The sequence below is a fragment of the Paenibacillus sp. FSL R5-0701 genome, from assembly GCF_037973995.1.
Taxonomy (GTDB): domain Bacteria; phylum Bacillota; class Bacilli; order Paenibacillales; family Paenibacillaceae; genus Paenibacillus.
In genome coordinates this window covers 6,139,015-6,158,078 of the sequence record NZ_CP150230.1, presented here as the reverse complement: position 1 = coordinate 6,158,078, position 19,064 = coordinate 6,139,015, and the positions used below count along the sequence as shown (strand labels likewise).

Annotated in this window: 1 protein-coding gene; it reads left to right on the top strand. The window is 53.6% G+C overall.

All coding sequences use genetic code 11. From position 1 onward, the window contains the following. The first annotated feature begins 27 nt into the window (after positions 1 to 27). The gene (locus MKZ13_RS27145) at positions 28 to 19,008 is read left to right on the top strand and encodes a non-ribosomal peptide synthase/polyketide synthase (protein WP_339179658.1); all 18,981 of its coding nucleotides are present in this window, start codon (positions 28 to 30) and stop codon (positions 19,006 to 19,008) included. The last annotated feature ends 56 nt before the right edge of the window (positions 19,009 to 19,064 follow it).

Sequence of the window (19,064 nt, the reverse complement as noted above, 5' to 3'; positions counted from 1 at the left end):
CAATCTCTAATACGGGAGTGTGTCGATGTGAGAGAGAATACGAACAAGCAATATGGATTAACGCAAGCCCAGCGCCGGATATGGTTCATGGAAATTATGAATCCGGGCACATCCATCACGATGCTTTCCGCGACCTACCAAATTACGGGCGAGATCGACACCAAGCTGCTGGAGCAAGCGGCCGCAGAGATTGTCAAAACCTATGACGCTTTCCGAATCCGTATTAACGGGGATTTGCAAAATCCAACGCAGTGGTTCGAAGAGCCGGAGAATGTCCAAGCCCAGATAAGCCACCTTGAAATAGGTACAACCGAACAATTCTATGCCTGGGTGAAAGAAGTAACCGAAAAACCGGCCAGTGTGTTCGACGAACACCTCTATCAATTTACGATGATCCATTTTGCGAACGGCCAAGTATGGCTTAATTTGACTGTAAATCATATCATTGCCGATGGCTTGTCCGTCACTGCTTTGCTGCATGCGGTGATGGAAAAATACCTGGAACTGCGCAAAGGCATCCTCAGCAGTTACCAAGCTCCTTCCTATCTGGATTATATTTCAACTGAGCACGAATATGAGCAATCGCAGCGTTATCAAAAAGGCAAGGAATATTGGCTGACCAAGTACAATACTTTGCCTGAAACGAGCGGCATTAAATCGGCTCCGCCATTCTCGATTGGCAGCGAATCGAATAAACGTTCCATCACGTTGGATGGTTCCCGGTATGACCGCATTTTGGCTTTTAGCGAACAATATCAGGTCAGTTTATATACGTTATTTTTGTCCGCCATGTACGCCTTATTGTATAAGCTGACCGACAGCACCGATGTGCCGGTCGGCACGGTATTTGCCAATCGCACCAGCAAGAAGGAAAAAGAAACGATCGGTATGTTCGTCAGCACCGTGGCTACGCGGATTAGTCTGAATCCAGATGGGTCCGTGCTCTCCTTGATCCAAACGGTTTCCAAGGAAAATACGGCGGATCTGCGGCATCAGAAATATCCTTATAACCAATTGATCCAGGATTTACGTGAACAACACGGTCGCAACGATCTTTCGGAGTTGTTCCGCACGTCTCTGGAATATCTGCCTTTGAAAATCGTGGAGTACGAAGAAATCAAGGTACGTCTGGAGGCTCACTTTGCCAGGCACGAGATGGACGATCTACTGCTTCGCTTTGACCATATGCTGAATGAAGGCCATGTCATTCTCCATGCTTCCTATCGTACGGGCCTGTTCGAGACGGCCGAAATTGATCGCATTATGGAACAGTATGTAACTGTTTTGGACCAGTTTCTTGAGACTCCCGAACTGCGGGTACGCGAGATTTCTCTACTGAGCGATGAGGAGAGACACCGTATTCTGGACGTGTTTAACCCGCCGGTGGCAGCACTGAGCGAGGGAATAGCGTTTCATCGGTATGTTGAAAAGTTTGCCCGAGACATTCCGGATCACCCGGCAGTTGTTTACATGGACAAAAAGTTGACCTACGGCGAATTGAACGAACGCGCCGAGCGGCTAGCTTCGCTCCTTCGTGAACAGGGCGTGGGAAGGGAGACAATTACGGGGATCTGGGCGGAGCGCTCGGTGGAACTGCTGGTCGGTGTGCTCGCCGTATGGAAAGCCGGCGGAGCTTATGTACCGCTGGACCCCGATTATCCGGCGGAGCGGATTGAGTTCATGCTCAGCGATAGCGAAGCATCGGTGCTGCTTACGCAGCGTCATCTGTTGGAGGGGGCCGGAGGTTGGTTGGACGATGACCGGCTGAAGCTTCAAGCTGTCTATGCCATGGATGATGAACAGATGTATAACGGGGATACCTCAGCAGTGGAATATGAATCTGCTGACATTGCCCCGCAAGACTTGGCTTATGTGATTTACACCTCGGGTACGACGGGACGCCCAAAAGGCGTCATGATCGAGCATGGTAGTCTCATGAATACGGCAGATGCGTACCGCCGCGAGTACCGGTTGGATCAGTTCCCGGTGCGGTTGCTGCAACTGGCAAGCTTTTCGTTTGACGTGTTCGTTGGAGACATCGCGCGGACGCTGTATAACGGAGGAACAATGGTAATTGTGCCAAAGGATGACCGGATTGATCCGAACCGTTTATACGGCTGGATTCGGGAGCAAAACATTACGGTATTTGAATCGACACCTGCGCTCATCCTGCCGTTCATGCAGCATATTTATGAAGAAGGGCTGGACGTCAGCTCCATGCAGTTGCTGATTACCAGCTCGGATGCTTGCAGTGTCACCGATTATCGATTGCTGCAGGAAAGATTCGGCGGACAATTCCGCATCATCAACAGCTACGGCGTTACCGAAGCGGCCATTGACAGCAGCTTTTACGATGAGCCGCTGGACAAGCTGCCATCGTTGGGTCATGTGCCGATTGGCAAAGCCTGGTTGAACGCCCGGTTTTACATTGTCGATGCCGGGTTAAAGCCGGTTCCTGTAGGGATTCCGGGTGAACTTGTCATCGGCGGCGCCGGGGTGGCGCGCGGGTATTGGAACCGTCCGGACCTAACCACCGAGAAGTTTGCAGACAGCCCGTTTGTGCCTGGCGAACGTCTGTATCGGACAGGAGATTTGGCCCGCTGGCTGGAAGACGGTAACGTTGACTTCATCGGCCGAATCGACTATCAAGTGAAAATTCGCGGGTTCCGGATCGAACTCGGCGAAATTGAATCGGCCCTGCTCAGTTTCCCGGGTGTCAAGCAGGCTGTGGTGACTGACCGTACGGATGAGCAGGGGCAAAAGTATTTGTGCGGTTACGTGGCGGGGGATGCTTCCGTGCAGCTGAGCGATCTGTTGTCCCAATTGAAACAAGAGCTACCTGCGCATATGGTTCCGGCACGGCTGGTGTCTCTTGATCAGCTTCCGCTCACACCGAATGGAAAAGTTGACCGTAAAGCGTTGCCTGAACCGACCGAAGAGGTAGAAGTGGGCCGTGAGTATGTGGCTCCTCGTACAACGCTGGAAACAAGACTTGCACTTATTTGGCAGCAGGTGCTGGGTATTGCGCGAGTTGGAGTCCATGACGATTTCTTTGACCTTGGTGGTCATTCCTTGCGAGCCTCCGCGCTTGTTTCCAAGATTCGAAAAGAGCTGCAAGTCGAGGTTCCGCTGCGGGACGTTTTCCGCTACACCACGATCGAACAACTTGCTCAAAGAATTAGCGGTTTAAAGCAGCAGGAGACGTATGAGATTACAAAGGCGGCAGAGGCCGAGTACTATCCGGTTTCATCCGAGCAAAAGCGTCTGTACGTCCTGCGCCAGCTTGACGCGGCCGAGCGTAGCTACAATATGTCGGCGGCGCTTCTTCTCGAAGGCAAGCTGGACCGCACGCGCGTAGAGTACGCGTTCCGGGCGCTGATTCAGCGCCATGAGACGCTGCGTACCGGGATCGAGCAGGTTCAAGGCGAGCTTGTGCAGCGCATCTATGACGAGGTGGAGTTTGCTGTAGATTATTTCCAGGTGAGCGAGCAAGAAGTGGACCAATTGGTGGAAGCATACTATCACCCGTTTGATCTGACCAAGCCGCCACTTCTGCGCATCGGCCTGATCGAAGTCGGCGAGGATCGCCACATTCTGCTGTTCGATATGCACCATATCGTCTCGGATGGCATCTCGACAGCGCTGCTTTTCGACGAGTTCAGCCGCCTGTATCGGGGTGAGGAGCTGGCTCCGTTGCGTATTCAATACAAAGATTATGCCGTTTGGCAGCATTCCGAAGCCTACGGGCAGTTGATCCAGCCACAGAAGGAGTACTGGCTGGAACAGCTGTCGGGCGAGCTGCCTGTATTGGAACTGCCGACGGACTTTCCGCGGCCTGCGGTGCAAAGTTTTGACGGCCGGACCGTGAAGTTTGATATTGGGAAAGAACGGACGGAGAAGCTGAAAGAACTGGCCGCACGGACGGGCACAACCCTGTACATGGTGCTGTTGTCTGCTTACTCGATCCTTATGCATAAATATTCGGGTCAGGAAGATCTGATCGTGGGAACGCCGATTGCCGGAAGAACGCAGGAAGAAGTACAGCCAATCGTAGGTATGTTTATCAACACGCTTGCCATTCGCAGCCATCCGGAGCGTTCCAAGCCGTACCTTAAGTATCTGGAAGAAATGAAGGAAATCACACTCGGGGCTTTTGAACACCAAAACTATTTGTTCGAAGATTTGGTGGAAAGTCTTCACATTCCACGCGCGACCGGCCGGAATCCGCTCTTTGATACGTTCTTTTCCCTGCAAAATACGGAGAATGAGCAAATTGTCATCGAGGGGCTGGAGCAATCGTTTTATCCGTTGGAAAACCGAACGTCCAAGTTCGAGTTGCTTCTGGACATTTCGGAGCTGGATGGTCAGCTCGAATGCCGGTTGGAGTACGCTACGGCTTTGTATAAACAGGAGACCGCAGAGCGGTTTGCCAGACATTACGACAAGCTACTCGAAACTATCGCAACAGCGCCGGAAGGGGATATCGCTTCGCTGGAAATGCTAACGGAGCAGGAAATCCGTGAACTGGTGCGCGGTTTTAATGATTCGGAGGCAGACTACCCGCGTCAGCAGACGATTTATGGCTTGTTCGAAGAGCAGGCGAAGCTTTATCCGGATAACGTGGCCGCCGTCATGAATGAGCGGCAGTTGACCTACCACGAATTGAATGAGCGGTCCAACCGGCTTGCGCGCAAGCTGCGGGAGACGGGAGTCGAAGCGGACCAGCTGGTAGCGATTCTGGCCGAACGTTCGCTTGATATGGTCGTCGGCATTCTGGCGATTCTCAAAGCGGGCGGAGCCTACGTACCTGTTGATCCCGACTACCCGGAGGAACGCATCCGCTTCATGATTGAGGACTCGGGCGCACCGTTATTGCTGATTCAAAAGCATTTGCATGAGAAGACCGACTTCGCAGGAACGCGCCTTGAATTGGACGATTTCGTTTGGGGCGACAAAGGGGCGGACTCCGCTGGTGCGCTGGACGCTTCGAATCTGGAGCCAATTTCTGGCCCGGGTAACTTGGCTTATGTCATCTACACATCGGGAACGACCGGCAAACCCAAAGGCACGTTGATTGAGCATAAAAACGTCGTGCGCCTTTTGTTCAACGACAAGAACCTGTTCGACTTTGGGCCGTCCGACACGTGGACGTTGTTCCACTCGTTCTGCTTCGATTTCTCCGTCTGGGAAATGTACGGAGCGTTGCTGTACGGAGGCAAGCTGGTTATCGTACCGCCGCTTACGGCGAAAAATCCGGCTGAGTTCCTGGCACTGTTGAGCCGCGAACAGGTCACGATTTTGAACCAGACGCCAACATATTTCTACCAACTGCTGCGTGAGGTTTTAGCGGACCATCCGTACGATCTGCAGATTCGTAACGTCATCTTCGGCGGCGAAGCGCTCAGCCCGCTGTTGCTCAAGGGTTTTAAGACGAAGTACCCGGAGACAAAGCTGATCAATATGTACGGTATTACCGAAACGACGGTTCACGTGACGTATAAGGAAATCACATGGATGGAGATGGAGGCGGCGAAAAGTAATATCGGCAAGCCGATCCCAACGCTGAGCGTGTACGTTCTGGATGAAAATCGTCGTCCTGTTCCGATTGGCGTAGCAGGCGAAATGTACGTAGCCGGGGAAGGATTGGCAAGAGGATACCTGAATCGCCCGGATTTGACGGCGGAAAAGTTCATTGATTCTCCGTTTGCAGATGGGGAGAAACTGTACCGTTCGGGAGACTTGGCAGCTTGGCTGCCGGACGGCAACATTGAATATCTGGGTCGGATCGACCATCAGGTCAAAATCCGCGGGTACCGGATCGAGCTGGACGAAATTGAGACGCAGCTTCTGAACGTGGAGGGCGTGGAAGAAGCGGTGGTGCTCGCCCGTCAGGACAGCGGGGGCGAGAAGGCGCTTGTTGCCTACTTTGTGGCGGACCGGACGCTGACGGTTAGCGAAATGAGAACCTCGCTGGCCCAGGGAATGCCGGGATACATGATCCCGTCGTACTTCGTGCAGCTGGAACGCATGCCGCTGACGTCCAACGGCAAAGTGGACCGCAAAGCACTGCCGGAGCCGCAAGGCGGCTTGCAAACGGGCGTTGAATACGTAGCGCCGCGTAACCTTACGGAGTCCCAGCTTGTGAAGATCTGGGAGGAAGTGCTGGGTTACTCCGGAATTGGGGTCCTGGACAATTTCTTCGAGCTCGGAGGGCATTCCTTGCGGGCGACAAACCTTGTCAGCAAGATTCGGAAGGAAATGAACGTTGAACTTCCGCTGCGCGATGTGTTCCGCTATATGACGATAGAATCGATGGCTGGGGCTATTGCCAGCTTGGATGAATCAGAGCATAGCTTGATTCCAAAAGCGGAAGAGAGAGCGTACTATCCGGTTTCCTCTGCACAAAAAAGGCTGTATGTCCTGCACCAGCTGGATAGCTTGGAGCTGAATTATAACCTCCCAAGTGCCTTGCAATTGGAAGGGGATTTGAACGAGGCCAAAGTAGAAGATGTGCTGGCTACTTTGATGGCCCGGCACGATATGTTGCGCACCGGTTTTGAAATCATGAATGGGGAGCCGGTTCAGCGTATTCACCCGCTCGTCGCTTTCAAGGTCGAGAAGATTCAAGCAAGCGAAGATCAGGTTGCAGGCATTCTTGAAGGCTTCATCCAGCCTTTTGACTTGACCCAGCCGCCTTTACTGCGCGCCCTGCTGATCGAATTGGAGAAAGAAAAATTCCTGCTCGCGCTGGATATGCATCACATTGCTTCCGACGGCCTTTCCATGGATGTGCTGCTGCGCGAATTCGTGCGCCTGTACAATGGTGAAGAATTGCCGGAGCTGCGGATTCAATACAAGGATTACGCCGTTTGGCAGCAATCCGAGGAACAGCGTCAACGCATCAAACGACAGGAGGAATACTGGCACGGGGTGTTCAGCTCCGAGCTTCCGGTTCTTGAGCTGCCTCTTGACTACTCCCGTCCAGCCGTTCAGCAGTTTGACGGTCAAACGCTCACGTTTACGCTTGATGCGGAGAAAGGCGAAGCTCTCAAACAGCTTGCCAGCGATTCGGGGGCAACGTTGTACATGCTTCTGCTGGCTGCGTACTCCGTATTGCTTCATAAATACGCGGGACAGGAAGATATAGTAGTTGGTACTCCGATTGCCGCTCGTTCTCACGCCGACGTGCAGCCGATTATCGGTATGTTTGTCAATACGCTGGCCCTTCGCTTGGGTCCGACGGCAGAGCGGACGTTCATGGATTACTTGCAGGAAGTGAAGGAAAGGACGCTTGGAGCCTACGAGCACCAGGACTATCCGTTTGAGGAGCTGGTAGAAGCTCTTCAGGTGAGCCGGGATTTAAGCCGAAATCCGCTGTTTGACACCATGTTTTCATTGCAAAAGCACGAAAGCCTGGATTTAACTCTTGATGGCTTGCAATGGTCACTGTTTGACATCGAGGAAAAGACGGCAAAGTTTGATCTTAGCTTGGATATCGTGGAAGAGGGTAACGAGTTGGTTTGCAAGATCGAGTACGCTACCTCGTTGTTTAGACAGGAAACAATGGTACGGCTGGCGGGTCATTACGAGCAGCTTTTGGCGTCGATCCTGGCTCAACCGGGTGCGCGGATTTCGGATTTGGATATATTGACGGACAGCGAAAAGGATAATTTAATGGTCGGGTTTGACGTGTCTTCTTCGGCTCTTGCAAAGCAATCCGTTACAGAGGGTACAGGTTTGGAAGCGGATGAGTCGTGGAGAGAGAGAACGTTCCACGAGCTGTTCGAGGAGCAGGCGGAACGCACTCCGGGAGCGCTGGCGGTTGTATATGAAGACAGCAAGCTGACATATGCGGAGCTGAACGCCAAAGCGAATCGTCTGGCGTATGTACTGCGGGCACGCGGGGTGAAGCCGGAACAGGTGGTCGGCATTCTGGCCGGCCGTTCGGCCGAGCTGTTGATCGGGGTACTCGCCGTATGGAAAGCTGGCGGCGCTTATGTACCGCTTGACCCCGATTATCCAGCGGAGCGGATCGAATATATGCTCGCGGACAGCGGGGCATCGGTGTTGCTTACGCAGGCCTGCCTGTTGGAGCAGGCGGAAGCTTGGCGCAGCGACGGAGCTTTAACGCTGCAAACGGTGCTTGCACTTGATGACGCCTCGGCGTACATCCTCGGAGCGGCGGAAACGGCTGTAGGCGTACAAGCTTTGGGAGAAGCGGACGCAGCGACGGAGGCTTTGGCGCAAGTAGCAAAGGCTGCTGCCGAAACATCTGCCACGGCAGAAGCTGAGCAGAGCACACAAGCGGCGGATCTCGCATCCAATCCGGCCAATGTGAACAAGTCGGGCGATCTGGCTTACGTCATCTACACCTCCGGTACAACGGGCCGTCCGAAGGGCGTGGCAGTGGAACACCGCAGCTTGGTGAACACGGCTGCGGGCTACCGGCGGGACTACCGTCTGGATCAGTTCCCGATCCGGCTGCTGCAACTGGCCAGTTTCTCGTTTGATGTGTTCGTCGGTGACATTGCACGGACGCTGTACAACGGTGGAACTATGGTCATCGTGCCGAAGGAAGACCGGATTGATCCAACCCGCCTCTATGGCTGGATTCGCGACTACGCCGTGACGGTGTTCGAATCAACTCCTGCGCTGGTCGTGCCGTTCATGGAGCATGTGTATGCCGAGGGTCTGGACCTCAGCTCGATGCAGCTGCTGATCACAAGCTCGGACGCTTGCAGCGTAGCGGATTACCGCACCTTGCAGGAGCGCTTTGGTTCGCAGTTCCGTATTATTAACAGCTACGGCGTAACAGAAGCGGCGATTGACTCCAGCTTCTATGATGAGCCGCTGGAGAAGCTGCCGAAGACTGGCAGCGTGCCAATCGGCAAAGCGTGGCTTAACGCCAGATTCTACATCGTGGATGCAAATCTGAAGCCGGTGCCGATCGGAGTGCAAGGCGAGCTGGTTATCGGCGGAGCAGGTGTGGCTCGCGGTTACTTGAACCGCCCGGATTTAACGGCGGAGAAATTCGTAGATAGCCCGTTCATCGCTGGGGAGCGGTTGTACCGGACGGGTGATCTGGCACGCTGGATGCCTGATGGCAACGTAGATTTCATCGGCCGAATCGACAATCAGGTGAAAATTCGCGGTTATCGGATCGAGCTTGGTGAGATTGAAGCGGCCATGAAAAATGTTGCCGAGGTACGTCAAGCGCTTGTCATCGACCGGACGGACGAGCGGGGGCAGAAATATTTGTGCGGGTATGTCGTAGTGGATTCCAGCTTCGATCTGGAAGGGCTTGTGGCCCATCTGGACGCCGTACTGCCTTCTCATATGGTGCCTTCACGAATCATGCGTCTGGATCAACTACCGCTTACACCGAACGGCAAGATCGATCGTAAAGCGTTGCCTGTGCCGGAAGGAAGCATTCGTGCCGAGGCTGCATACACGGCGCCGCGTACTCCTGCCGAGAAAGCACTCGCGTTGGTCTGGCAGTCAGTGTTAGGCGTGGATCAGGTTGGCACCATGGATAATTTCTTTGCGCTTGGTGGAGATTCAATTAAAGCTTTACAGGTATCTTCTCGTCTTTTGCAAACGGGGTACAAGCTGGTCATGAAAGATTTGTTCCATTACCCGACGATCTCCGCCCTTAGTTTGCGGTTGCAAACAGCGGAGAGAACGGCAAGTCAGGCCGAAGTGACGGGAGAGGTTATCCTGACCCCGATTCAGCGCTGGTTCTTTGAACAAAATCCGGCCGATGTGCATCACAGTAATCAGGCGTTCATGCAGTTCTCCAAGCAAGGCTTTGATGAAAAAGCTTTACGTCAAGCAGTGCGTCAGCTTATCGTGCATCACGATGCTCTTCGTACGGTTTATCGTCAAACCGAGAATGGTTATAACGCTTGGAATCGTGGCGCTGGGGAGAATGAAGTGCTGTTCGATCTGGAAGTTGTCGATTTCAAGGCAGTCCGTGACGTGAAAGAAGCGGTAGAGGTTAAGGCAAATGACATTCAAGCAAGCATCGATCTGGAAAACGGTCCGCTGGTGAAGCTTGGTTTGTTCCGCTGTGATGATGGCGACCATCTGCTCATCGCGATCCATCACTTGGTTGTAGACGGCGTATCCTGGCGGATTCTGCTTGAGGATTTTGCTGCCGCCTATGAGCAGGCGCTGCAAGGGCAGCTGATCCGTCTGCCGCTCAAAACGGATTCATTCCAAACGTGGGCGAAACAGCTCGCTGATTATGCGAACGGGTCCGCGATGGAAAGCGAGAGAGCGTATTGGCAGTGTATCGAGCAATTGGCCTATGAGCCGCTTCCAAAAGATTATGAACAAGGCAGATCCAAGCTGAAGGACAGCGGGCTCGTAACCGTTCGATGGACAGTGGACGAAACCGAACAATTACTTAAGCAGGCTCACCGTGCTTACCATACGGAAATGAACGATTTGCTGCTTGCCGCGCTGGGCCTCTCAGTACAAGCTTGGAGCGGTCAGGAACGCGTGCTGGTGAATCTCGAAGGCCACGGCCGGGAAGAACTTTTGCCAGATGTGGACATTACGCGCACGGTAGGCTGGTTTACAAGCCAATTCCCTGTTGTTCTGGAGCCAGGTAACGTTCAGGCACTCGGTCATCAGGTGAAACAGGTGAAAGAAAACTTGCGTTGCATTCCGAACAAAGGGATCGGCTATGGCATCCTGCGTTATTTGTCGGCGCCGCGTGCCGGAGAGAGCTTCGTTTTGGAGCCGGAGATCAGTTTTAACTATCTGGGCCAGTTCGACCAGGATTACGAAAGCAGTGGCTCGCAGCCGTCTCGGTTCAGTCCGGGCTCCGATTCAAGCCAAAATGCTGTGATGGATTATGTCCTCGATATCAACGGTATGGTGTCGGAAGGCGTGTTGGAACTCACGATCCGTTATGGGGAAACCCAGTATCAACGGGAGACGGTTGAGCGCTTGGGCTCCCTGCTTCAATCGAGTTTGCGTGAGGTCATCAGCCATTGCGTATCGAAAGAGCGGCCGGAGCTTACGCCTAGTGATGTACTGCTTCAAGATGTGACGGTGGAGGAACTGGAGCAGCTGTCCGAACATACGGCGGCACTCGGCGAACTGGAGAATGTATACACCCTGACTCCACTGCAAAAAGGGATGTTGTTCCACAGCCTGCTGGATGCCGATTCGGAAGCTTACTTTGAACAGGTGACCTTCGATCTGTATGGAAGCCTGAATGTGGAAGCCTTCACCCGGGGATTGGATACGCTGGTACAGCGAAATGAGGCGCTGCGGACCAACTTTATTACCGGCTGGAGAGACGAGCCGATTCAAGTGGTATTCCGCGAGCGGAAATGTGAAGTGTACTTTGATGATCTTCGCTCGGCAAGAGATGAACACCTGGAGAAAACGATAGCCGATTTTGTCAGCACGGATAAAGCGAACAAGTTTGATTTGGCTCAAGACTCTCTTATGCGTGTGACCGTTTTGCGCACAGGCGACGAGGCCTACCATGTGATCTGGAGTCATCATCACATTTTGATGGATGGCTGGTGTATGTCCTTCATGATCAAGGAAGTGTTCGACACTTACTTTGCCTTTCAGGAGAAGCGAGCGCTAGAGCTTCCTCCGGTTACCTCATACTCCCGGTATATCGAATGGCTGGAAGCTCAAGATGTAGCAAAAGCTTCGGGTTACTGGTCGGAGTATTTGGCGGGTTACGATCAGCAGACCAGGCTGCCGCAGGAGAGAACGCAGCTGAAACAGCATGCTTTTGAAATGGCTGAAATCGATGTGGAACTCAGCAAGGGACTGACTGAGCAAATTGAGCGTGTGGCGCGCCAGCAACAGGTGACACTCAACACGATTATGCAGACTGTATGGGGACTGGTCTTACAGATATACAACAACAGCGAGGATGTTGTGTTCGGCTCCGTTGTATCCGGGCGTCCGGCGGAGATTCCGGGCATCGAAAGCATGATTGGCCTGTTTATTAATACGATTCCGGTCCGTATTCAAGGTAAAGCCGAGGAGACGGTAGCCGATATTTTGAGAAAAACCCAGGATCAAGCGCTGGCATCGGGAGCTTACGAAACGTTCCCGCTGTTCGAAATTCAGTCGCTGAGCGAGCAAAAGCGTGACTTGATCAACCATATTATGGTCTTTGAAAATTATCCGATGGAAGAACAGATTGAGCAAGTTGTCGGCGGAGGCCAAGATGCGCTGAAAATCGCTAATATCCAATCGCCGGAACAAACGAACTATGATCTGGACATTACCGTCATTCCGGAAGAACATATTTTGCTGCGGTTTACGTACAATGCACTGACGTTCAGAGAGCAAGACATCAGGCAGATCCACGGTCATTTTGCCCGTGCATTGGAGCAGGTTACGGCTAACCCGAATGTTCGTGTAAATGAGTTAGAGCTTCTGACGGCGGCGGAAAAAGAAGAAATTGTCGGCGTGTTTAATCCGGTGCAGCAGGAAGTGGCTCCTGTAGCCGCCTTCCATCGCCTGTTCGAGCAACAGGCGGAACGCACACCGGAAGAGGAAGCCGTTGTCTACGAGAACGATCGGCTGACGTATGCGGAGTTGAATGAGCGGGCGAACCGCCTGTCAGCAACGCTGCGTGCAAGCGGCATCGGTCGGGAGACAATCGTTGGCATTCTCGCCGAGCGTTCGGTGGACCTGCTGGTGGCTGTGCTGGCCATCTGGAAAGCGGGAGGGGCTTATGTACCGCTTGACCCGGATTATCCGGCGGACCGTGTGCGGTTCATGCTGGAAGACAGCGGAGCGAAGGTGCTGCTGACGCAAACGCCGCTGCGAGAGCGTGCCGAAGCCTGGCTTGGCGAAGAGGAGCTGGTACTGGCGAAGGTGCTGTACCTCGACGACGAAACGTCATACAGCGAAGTTCGGGCAAATGCCCCGATGGGCACTGGTACGGTTTCCGGTATAGACCCCGGCAAGCTAACGGGGGCTGTGAACGGTGGTGACGAGAGTCATCCAAATGTTGTGGGCATGGACAGCTTCCATGAAGCTCGTCCGGAGGATTTAGCGTATGTCATCTACACGTCCGGAACGACGGGCAAGCCCAAGGGTGTGATGATCGAGCACCGCAGCCTGGTGAACACGGCAGCAGGCTACCGACGGGAATACCGGTTGGATCAGTTCCCGGTGCGACTGCTGCAACTCGCAAGCTTCTCGTTTGACGTGTTCGTGGGCGACATTGCGCGAACGCTGTACAACGGAGGGACCATGGTCATTGTACCGAAGGACGATCGGATTGATCCGTCTCGTCTGCACTACTGGATAGAGCGGGAGCAAGTGACGACTTTTGAATCGACGCCCGCGCTGATCGTGCCGTTTATGGAGTACGTGCATGAGCAGGGGTTGGAGTTAAGTGGTATGGAGCTGTTGATCACTAGCTCGGACAGCTGCAGTGTGGCAGATTACCGGACCTTACAGGAACGGTTTGGCTCGTCGTTCCGCATTATTAACGCCTACGGTGTGACGGAAGCGGCAATTGACTCCAGTTTCTATGACGAGGAGTTGTCGAGACTTCCTCAGACAGGGCATGTGCCGATTGGCAAAGCGTGGTTGAATGCGAAGTTCTACATCGTGGATGCACATCTGAATCCTGTTCCAGTCGGGGTGCTGGGCGAATTGGTTATCGGCGGAGTCGGTGTGGCGCGCGGTTACTTGAACCGTCCAGAGCTGACGGAAGAGAAGTTCGTAGACAGTCCTTTCACCGCTGGTGAGCGGTTGTATCGCACGGGAGATTTGGCGCGGTGGATGGAGGATGGCAACGTGGACTTCATCGGCCGGATCGACAATCAGGCTAAAATCCGGGGGTACCGGATCGAGACGGGCGAAGTCGAAGCAGAGCTGCTGAGTGTAGGTGGCGTGAAGGAAGCGGTCGTTGTTGTCAGGGAAGATCAAGAGGGGCAGAAAGCGTTGTGCGCTTATTATACAGTGGAAGAAGGCTTGACGGCGGCAGATTTGAAACGGGCGATCTCCAGTGAGCTACCGGGATACATGATTCCGTCGTATTTCGTCGAATTGAAGCAATTGCCTCTAACGCCGAATGGGAAAATTGACCGGAAGGCGCTGCCAGCGCCGGAAGGGGGAGGCCGCGAATACGTGGCGCCGCGCACCGAAATGGAGGCGAAGCTGGCCGCCATTTGGCAGGAGGTACTTGTTCGGGATAAGGCGGTAGGCGTAATGGACAACTTCTTCGACCTCGGAGGACACTCCCTGCGGGCGACAACACTTGTCAGCAAAATGCATAAGGAGCTGGGCGCCCAATTCCCGCTTCGCGACGTATTCCGCTACTCGACAGTTGAGGAAATGGCTGTGGCTATGGAGCGTTTGGAGATCGGCTCGTTTATGGCTATTCCGGCTGCGGAACCTAGCGAGTACTATCCACTCTCTTCTGCTCAGAAACGTCTCTATATCTTGAACCAGCTGGAAGGAGGCGAGCTGAGCTACAACATACCGGGAGCTATGCTGCTCGAAGGGCAGCTCGACCGGCACCGGTTTGAAGAAGCGTTCCGCGGGCTCGTAGCTCGTCATGAAACGCTGCGTACCGGCTTTGAGATGGTTGAAGGCGAAGCGGTTCAGCGGATTTACGAAGAAGTCGCCTTCCAGGTGGAATATGTGCAGATCAGCGGGGAGCAGGCGGAAGAAACGGTGCGCCAATTCGTTCGTGCGTTTGATCTGGCGAAGCCGCCAATTCTGCGGGTGGGCATTGCCGAGCTGGCGCCAGACCGGCATATACTGATGTTCGATACACATCATATCGTATCGGACGGCGTTTCAATGGACGTACTGATCGAAGAGTTCGTGCACTTGTACAGCGGGGAGCCGCTCAAGCCACTCCGCATTCAGTACAAAGATTATGCAGTATGGCAGCAATCGGACGAGCAGAAAACGCAACTTGCCAAGCAGGAAGCCTACTGGATTGACATGTTCAGCGGAGAACTGCCAGTTCTGGAAATGCCAACGGACTATCCGCGCCCGGCTATGCAGAGCTACGAGGGCCGTACGCTGCAATTGTTTATGAATATTGAGAAAAGCGAAGGTCTGAAACGGCTTGCAGCTGAAAACGGCGCAACGCTTTACATGGTTCTGCTTGCGGCGTATAACGTGCTTCTGCATAAATATTCAGGTCAGGAAGACGTGGTGGTTGGTACGCCGATTGCGGGCAGAAATCACAGCGACGTTCAACCGCTGATCGGGATGTTCGTTAATACATTGGCCATCCGCAGTTACCCGGCTGCTGGTAAGACGTTCCTTGACTACTTGAAGGAAATCAAGGAGACAACGCTGGGGGCTTTTGAACATCAGAATTATCCGTTTGAGGAACTGGTGGATAAGGTAAACGTGACTCGTGATTTAAGCCGTAATCCGCTGTTTGATACGATGTTTGCTTTGCAGAATACAGAAAATGTGGAAATCCAGCTTCCGGGACTGCATTTGTCGACGTATGCCAGCGAAGAAATTGTGTCCAAATTCGATCTCAGCTTGGACGTTACGGAGATTGAGGACGGCTTGGAATATCTGTTTGAATACGCCACGGCTCTATATAAAACCGAAACGGTGGAGAAGTTGGCTGCCCACTACTTGCAGTTGCTTGAATCCATTCTCTGCAACCCGTCAGCGACGATTTCCGAGTTGGATATTTTGACGGCGGCGGAAAAAGAAGAACTTGTACGCGCGTTTAACCCGGCGCAGCCGGAAGTGGCTCCTGTGGCAGCGTTCCATCGACTGTTCGAGGAACAGGCGGAACACACGCCGGAAGCGGTAGCCGTCGTCTACGAGAACGATCGGCTTACATATGCGGAGCTGAACGAGCGGGCGAATCGCTTGGCGACTACGCTGCGTGGAAGCGGCATTGGTCGGGAGACCATCGTTGGCATTCTCGCCGAGCGTTCGGTGGACCTGCTGGTGGCTGTGATGGCCGTCTGGAAAGCGGGAGGGGCGTATATACCGCTTGACCCGGATTATCCGGCGGACCGTGTGCGGTTCATGCTGGAAGACAGCGGAGCGAAGGTGCTGCTGGCGCAAACGCCGCTGCGAGAGCGTGCCGAATCCTGGCTCAGCGAAGAGGAACTGGCACTGGCGACGGTGCTGTATCTCGACGATGAAGCGTCGTACAGCGAAGACCGAGCGAATGTACCAATGGACTTCGGCCAAGGCTCCAGGAATGCTCCGAATCCTGTCTCCAGCAAGCTGACGGGTGCTGTGAACGGTGGTGGCGAGAGTCATCCAAATGATGTTGATATTGTCGGTATAGACAGCTTCCATGAAGCTTGCCCGGAGGATTTGGCGTATGTGATCTACACGTCGGGAACGACGGGTAAGCCAAAGGGTGTAATGATCGAGCACCGCAGCCTGGTGAACACGGCAGCAGGCTACCGACGGGAATACCGGTTGGATCAGTTCCCGGTGCGTCTGTTGCAGCTCGCAAGCTTCTCGTTTGACGTGTTCGTGGGTGACATTGCGCGGACACTGTACAACGGCGGTACCATGGTCATTGTACCGAAGGACGACCGGATCGATCCGTCTCGTCTGCATTACTGGATAGAGCGGGAGCAAGTGTCAATCTTTGAATCAACACCAGCACTGATCGTGCCGTTTATGGAGTACGTGCATGAGCAGGGGTTGGAGTTGAGCGGTATGGAGCTGTTGATCACTAGCTCGGACAGCTGCAGTGTGGCAGATTACCGTACCTTGCAGGAACGGTTCGGCCCGTCATTCCGCATTATTAACGCCTACGGTGTGACGGAAGCGGCAATTGACTCCAGTTTCTATGACGAGCAGTTGGAGAAACTGCCGCAGACAGGCCATGTGCCGATTGGCAAAGCGTGGTTGAATGCGAAATTTTACATCGTGGATGCACATCTGAATCCTGTTCCAGTCGGGGTGCTGGGCGAATTGGTTATCGGCGGCGTTGGGGTAGCACGTGGGTACTTGAACCGTCCAGAGCTGACGAAGGAGAAGTTTGTAGACAGTCCTTTCACTGCGGGTGAGCGGTTGTATCGCACGGGAGATTTGGCGCGATGGATGGAGGACGGCAACGTGGACTTCATCGGCCGGATCGACAATCAGGCGAAAATCCGGGGGTACCGGATCGAGACGGGTGAGATCGAGTCACAGCTGTTGCGGGTGGTAGGTATACGCGAAGCGGTGGTGCTGGTTCGAAGTGATGAGAATGGGCAAAAGGCGCTGTGCGCCTACTACACAATGGATATCGAACTGACGGCGGCCGACCTGAAACGAGCAATCTCCAGCGAGCTGCCGGGTTACATGATCCCGTCGTACTTCGTGGAGCTGGAGCATTTACCTCTGACACCAAACGGGAAAATCGACCGGAAAGCTCTGCCAGCACCGGAAGAGGGAGTAAGTGCAGGGCGCGAATACGTGGCGCCGCGCACCGATCTGGAGGCGAAACTGGTCTCCATCTGGCAGGACGTGCTCGGGTCAGTTACGATTGGTGTGACGGACAACTTCTTCGACCTCGGTGGTCACTCGCTGCGGGCGACAACGCTGGTCAGCAAGGTGCACAAAGAGCTGCACGTGGACCTGCCGCTGCGCGATGTATTCCGGTACTCGACTATTGAAGCGATGGCTGAAGTGATTAGCCGATTGGAGCAGCAGGAATTCCTCTCCATTCCGGTTCTGGATAAAAGGGAGTATTATCCTCTTTCCTCCGTGCAAAAACGGCTGTACATCCAGCAGCAGATGGAAGGCGCCGAGCTTAGCTACAATATGTCCGGCATGACGGTTCTTGTCGGGCGCTTGGAGCGGAATCAATTCGAGGCGGCGCTCCAAGGATTAATCGCTCGTCATGAAGTTTTGCGAACTGGCTTCGAAATGGTTGACGGCGAACCGGTACAACGGGTTTATTCGGACTTGGAGTTTGCCATCGAGTATACAAAAGCGACGGAAAGTGAAACGAAAAGCATTGCGGATGCCTTTGTACGTGTCTTTGATTTGGAGCGGCCGCCGCTGCTGCGTGTGGGCTTAGTTGAATGGGAAGCGGAGCGTCATCTGCTTATGCTGGACATCCATCATATCGTCACGGATGGCATGTCGATGGGTATCTTCATCGAAGAACTGCTGCGCCTGTATAACGGTGAAACGCTGAAACCGCTTCGGATTCAATACAAGGAATTCGCCGCTTGGCAGCAGTCCGAACCTGTAAAAGAACGGCTGAAACACCAGGAAGCCTACTGGCTGGACATGCTGGAAGGTGAACTGCCAACGCTTGAGTTGCCTACGGACTTTGTCAGACCTGCCGCTCGCAGCTTTGAGGGAGATGTGCTGCCTTTCAGTATCGACAAGCAGATGACCGACAGCTTGCAGCGCATTGCCGATGAGAATGGTGCTACCCTATATATGCTGTTATCGGCGGCCTATTCCATCCTGCTCAGCAAGTACTCGGGACAAGAAGATTTCATTGTAGGCACACCGGTTTCGGGCCGCACACATGCCGACCTGGAGCCGCTCATCGGAATGTTTGTCAACACGTTGGCGATTCGCCATTATCCATCCGGGGAGAAGACGTTCCTCGCTTACTTGAACGAAGTCAAAGAAACGATGCTGGGGGCCTACGACCACCAGGATTATCCGTTTGAAAAACTTGTGAAAAAGCTGCAGGTACCGCGCGATCAAAGTCGCAATCCTGTATTTGATGTCATGTTTACACTGGAAACGAAGGAAGATAACGTTCAAAGCTTCGGGGATATCCAGATCGAATCTTATCCGGAAACGCATGCGGTTTCCCAATTTGACCTTACCTTGGTCATTTCGCTCTTGGATGAGGGAATGAACGGGCAGTTTGAATATGCGACCAAGTTGTTTACGCGCAATCTGATCGACAATTTCGCTCAGGACCTGCTCGTGATCATCAACCAAATTGCCGAACAGCCTTCGGTAATGTTAAAGGATATTTCCCTGAATGGCCAAACTGAACAGGAGCAAGATGAGCTAGAGGTTATTGATATTATTTTCTAATCCCTTACCCGGCTTGGGTGAAAATGGATCATTTAAGCACGTTATATGCGACATTC